This window comes from Rhodoblastus sp. (assembly GCF_041915505.1).
In the GTDB taxonomy this organism is placed as follows: domain Bacteria; phylum Pseudomonadota; class Alphaproteobacteria; order Rhizobiales; family Beijerinckiaceae; genus Rhodoblastus.
The window spans coordinates 1-4,679 of sequence record NZ_JAYSBG010000282.1 but is presented as its reverse complement, the minus strand read 5'-3'; the positions used below and the strand labels follow the sequence as shown (position 1 = coordinate 4,679).

The 4,679-nt window shown below is 66.5% G+C and carries 4 protein-coding genes; 1 reads left to right on the top strand and 3 read right to left on the bottom strand.

Annotated elements, in window-relative coordinates; all coding sequences use genetic code 11:
• Window positions 1-267: CDP-diacylglycerol diphosphatase (locus ACE3S9_RS15145; RefSeq protein WP_374547315.1), on the top strand; the 267-nt coding region annotated here is incomplete at its 5' end.
• A 63-nt stretch (window positions 268-330) separates the two neighbouring features.
• Here the strand turns inward: ACE3S9_RS15145 and ACE3S9_RS15140 are convergent.
• From ACE3S9_RS15140 to ACE3S9_RS15130, 3 genes are all read right to left on the bottom strand, one after another.
• Complete coding sequence (locus ACE3S9_RS15140) at window positions 331-1,107, bottom strand: Bax inhibitor-1/YccA family protein (protein ID WP_374547314.1); 777 nt, start codon at window positions 1,105-1,107, stop codon at window positions 331-333.
• Window positions 1,108-1,243: 136 nt separating this feature from the next.
• Window positions 1,244-3,844, bottom strand: a complete 2,601-nt coding sequence (locus ACE3S9_RS15135; RefSeq protein ID WP_374547313.1) for an ABC transporter permease — start codon at window positions 3,842-3,844, stop codon at window positions 1,244-1,246.
• Window positions 3,831-4,541, bottom strand: a complete 711-nt coding sequence (locus tag ACE3S9_RS15130) for an ABC transporter ATP-binding protein (protein ID WP_374547311.1) — start codon at window positions 4,539-4,541, stop codon at window positions 3,831-3,833. The genes ACE3S9_RS15135 and ACE3S9_RS15130 overlap by 14 nt, the downstream gene beginning before the upstream one ends.
• Window positions 4,542-4,679: the final 138 nt, after the last annotated feature.

Below are 4,679 nucleotides of genomic sequence, written 5' to 3'. Positions count from 1 at the left end.
CAGAAAGGCTGGTTCGAGATCGACCTGCGGCCCTGGGCCGCGCGCTACCGCGCCAAACGCCTGAAGGTCGAGGATCTCGACCAGAACATCTTCCGCATGGTGGCGACGGAAATTCCGAGCGCCCGGTACAATATGGCGCTCCACACCATCGCCGTGGTCGGGTTCGAGGACCCCAAACGCGGGCGCGAGTTCATCCTGCTTGAAGCCGGCGGCGGCGGCCACGCTGAAGCGATTCTCGACCACCAATGCCAGATCGCGCGGAACTGAACAGCGCTCTTGAAAACGAAAAAGCCCCGCCGAAGCGGGGCTTTTGTTTGATGCGGCTTTCGCTCAGCTTCTGCGGTCGCCGGTGAGCTGAACCAGCGCCATGAAGATGTTGATGAAGTCGAGATAGAGCCTCAAGGCGCCATTGATCGACTTCTTTGTCGCCGTCTCGTAGCCGTCCGACTCAAGGTACATCTCCTTGATGTCCTGGGTGTCATAGGCGGTCAGGCCGGCGAAGATCAGCACGGACAGGATCGACAGGCCGAACTGGAAAGCCGAGCTCTGCACGAACAGGTTCACCAGGCTCGCGATGATCAGGCCGAACAGGCCCATCATCATGAACGACCCCATCGCCGACAGGCTGCGCTTGGTCGTATAGCCGTAGAGGCTCAGCGCGCCGAAGGTCGCCGAGGTGATGAAGAACGCCCGCGCCACCGAGGCGCCGGTATAGATCAGCAGGATCGACGACAGCGACAGGCCCATCACCGCCGCATAGGCGTAGAACAGGTTGCGCGCGGTCGACGCGGCCATGCTGTTGATCTTGAAGGAGAAGAACAGCACGAAAGCGAGCGGGGCGAACATGATCACCCAGCGCAGCGGGCTGGTGAAGATCGCGGCGCCGAACTGGGTCAGATAGATGCTCGAACCGATCTGATAGGCCGTCGGCACGCTGGAAACGGCCAGTTGGAACGCGCCCAGCGCGAACAGGCCCGTCAGCGCCAGGCCGATCGTCATGTGGTTATAGACGCCGAGCATGAAAGCCCGCAGACCTTGATCTACATCGGCGCCCGTCCGGGTATAACCCCGGCTCCAGGGAGCGGCGTTGCGGTCAAAGTTGGACATGGTTTCCTCACGACTGCCGCAGGAAACCCGCCCCGGACGATCCGCAGGCGGCGCGGCGTCTCCGAATATGACGGCGATGGGGCGAAAAAACAAGCTGCGCGGCTTACTTAGGCCTGAGCGCGACATTACAAATTAGTTAGTCTTCCCGCAGCCGGCGCGCCGGCTTCTCGCCCAGCACGCGCCAGGTTCCAGCCAGGCCCAGCACGACCGCGAAAGCGATCGAGGCGAGCGCCACCGCCAGCGCCTGAACCGGAAAGAACTGGAAATTCAGGTCGAGCACTTGCCGCGAGACCAAAGCCGCGGCCAAGGTCCCCGCGAGCAGGCCGAAAGCGGCGGTGGCCGCGCCGAGCAAAGTGAATTCCAGCGCCAGCGCCCCGAGCAGCCGACCGCGCGTCGCGCCGAGCACCTTGAGCACGACCGCCTCGTAGATCCGCGCCCGCTGCCCCGCCGCCAGCGCGCCGGACAGGACGAGCGCCGAGACGACGAAGGCGAGCGAGGCGGCGGACTGGATCGCCAGCGACAATTTGCCGAGCAGGGAATCGACCGTCGCCAAGGTCTCGCGGATCGACACGCTGGCGACCGAGGGAAAAGCCTTGGCCGCCGCCGCCAGCAGCGCGCCCTCGCGCGCGGGATCGGGCCGCTCCGGCAGGCTGAGCGTCATCAGCCGGGTGAAGGGCGCGCCGGCGAAGGAATTGGGCGAGAACACCATCACGAAATTGATGTTGAAGCTGCGCCAATTGACCTTGCGCAGATTGGCGATGCGCGCGGTGAGCGTGCGGCCCAGCACATTGACCGTGACATTGTCGCCGATCTTGAGGCCCAGGCCCTGCGCGACGCCGCTTTCCATCGAGACCAGCGGCGGCCCGGAATAATCGTCCGGCCACCATTCGCCTTCGGAGAGTTTGGAGCCCTCGGGAATTTTCGCCGAAAAAGTGATGCCGCGATCGCCCTCGAGCGCCCAGCGCGCCTTGTCGGTCGCCTGGACCTGCTCGGCCGCGACGCCGTTCACCTTCACAATGCGTCCGCGCAGCATGGGCGCGATGGCGATCGCTCCATCCGGCGCCTGCTCGCGCAGAAAATGCTCGAAAGCCCCGGCCTGGGCGGCCTGAATATCGAGGAAGAAGAAACTCGGCGATTCATGCGGCAGAGAATCGCCGATATCCGCGCGCAGATTGCGCTCGATCGAGACCAAAGCGGTCAGCAGGGTTACGCCGATGCCGAGCGAGATCAGGAAGGAAGGCGTCAGCGCGCCCGGCTTGTGCAGATTGGCCATGGCAAGGCGCAGCGGCAGGCTGCGCGCATGGGGCGCGCGCCGCGCGCAGGCCATGATCGCCCGCGCGACGCCGTAGAGCAGGACGAAGCTGAGCGCGACCGCCGCGCCGAATTGCGCCGTGAGGCCGCGGTCGCTGCTGACGAACAGAGCGAAGCCGAACAAAGCCGCCGCCGCCAGCGCCGCGACAAGGCGGCCGCGCCAACCGTTGGAGCCGGCTTCCCCCAGCGTCGCCTCGCGCAAAAGGGTGGTGGCCGGCAGCGCGCGGGCGCGGTCGAGCGGGACGGCGGCGAAGGCCAGCGCCGTCAGCAGCCCGAACAGGGCGCCGGACAGGCCGTCGCGCCAATCCACCGCCGGATCGAGCGGGAACGACAAAGCGGCGCCGAGCAGGACCACCAGCAGTTTCGGCAGCAGCAGGCCGAGCGCGGCGCCGAGGAGGGCGCTCGCCGCCGCGACCAGCATGGCCTGATAGAGCACGAAACGCGCGGCCTCGCCGCCGCTGGCGCCGAGCGCCTTCAGAATGGCCAGCGTCTTGCGCTTGCGGTCGATCAGGCCGCGAATGGAATTGCCGACACCGACGCCGCCGCACACCAGCGCCGTCAGGCCGATCAGCGACAGGAATTGCGCGAAACGCTCGACATTGCGCGACAATTGCGGCGAGGGCTCCGCCCGGCTGCGGATTTCAAAGCCGGACTCGGGGAAGGCTTCGGTAAAGGCCTTTTGCACGCTCGCGACATCGGAATCGCCGGCTTTTTCCGGGGGCAGCGCCAGCCGCAGCGACAGGCGCGCCAGCGAGCCCGGAACAATCAGCCCGGTCGCGGCGAGGGCCTGATCGCTCACCATGACGCGCGGACCGAAACCGATCGCGCCGATCGAATCGGGCTCGGTCGCGATCCAGCCGCGCAAGACGAAGCGCGCGGCGCCGATTTCCAGATTGTCGCCGAGCTTGAGGTTCAGCCGCGCGCCAAGCGCGGGATCGGCATAGAGGCCATATGCGCCGTCCTTCGCGGCCAGAGCGTCGGAAAAGCGCCGCCCGCCCTCGAATGGCGGATCGGTTTTCACCGCGCCGGCGAGCGGATAGGCCGAATCGACCGCCTTCATCTCCACCAGCGTCGACAAGGGCGCATCGGCGCGGCGGGCCATGACGCGCAGGGCGACCACTTCGCTGACCGCGCCGCGCGCGGCGAGAAAGGCTTTTTCCCGATCGGCCGGGACGCCGAGGGCGCGGCCGAAGGCGAGATCGCCGCCGAGCAGGACGGCGCCCTGCTGGGCGAGGCCGTCGCGGAAGGCGCGGGAAGTGGCGTCGACCCCGACAATGGCCATGACGCCGAGCACGAGACAGGCGATGAACACGCCATAGGAGCGCAGGCCCCCGCGCAGATCGCGCAAGGCGAAACGAGCCAGAGCGAAGCGCGCCGAGGCCCATTGCGCGGCGCGGCGACGGCCCAGAACCTCAGACGCCGACATTTTCGCGCTCCGCGACCGCCGCCGAATCGCTTTCGATGCGCCCGTTGCGCAGGCGCACGATGCGATGGCAGCGCCGCGCCAAAGCCTCGTCATGGGTCACGAGCACCAGAGTCGCGCCCTTGGCGCGGTTGAGCGCGAAAATCAGCTCCATGATCTCGGCGCCGACGCCCTGATCGAGATTGCCGGTCGGCTCGTCGGCGACCAGAATGGACGGATTGGCGACCAAAGCCCGCGCCAGCGCCACGCGCTGCTGCTCGCCGCCCGACATTTGCGACGGATAATGTTTTTCGCGCGCCGCAAGGCCAACCTGCGCCAGCATCCGGCTGGCGCGCGGAAACGCGTCCGGCGCGCCGGCCAGCTCCAGCGGAATGGCGACATTTTCCAGCGCGGTCAGCGTCTGGATCAGGTGAAAGGCTTGAAAGACCACGCCGATATGGCCGCCGCGAAAGCGCGCCAGCTCGTCCTCGCCCGTGGTGTCGATGCGCCGGCCAGCGACGTGAACCGTTCCGGAATCCGCCGCCTCCAGTCCGGCCATGGTCATCAGCAGCGTCGATTTGCCCGATCCGGACGGCCCCAGCAGCGCGAGGGTCTCGCCTTTTGCCACATCGAGACAAATATCTTTCAGAATATGGGTCCGGGCCTCGCCGCTCCCCAGCGAGAGATTGACATTTTCGAGGCTTATGGCGGGATCGGACATGAAGAGACTTCCGGAAAGGCCGCAATGACGACCGCATTTTTTCAGCCCGCCAGGGAGCAGGCCTTCGCCCCATATGGGCGGCTCCTCCGCTTTCGCCAAATTTTTTTCGCGGCTTTGGTCCTGATGCTCGGCTTGTCC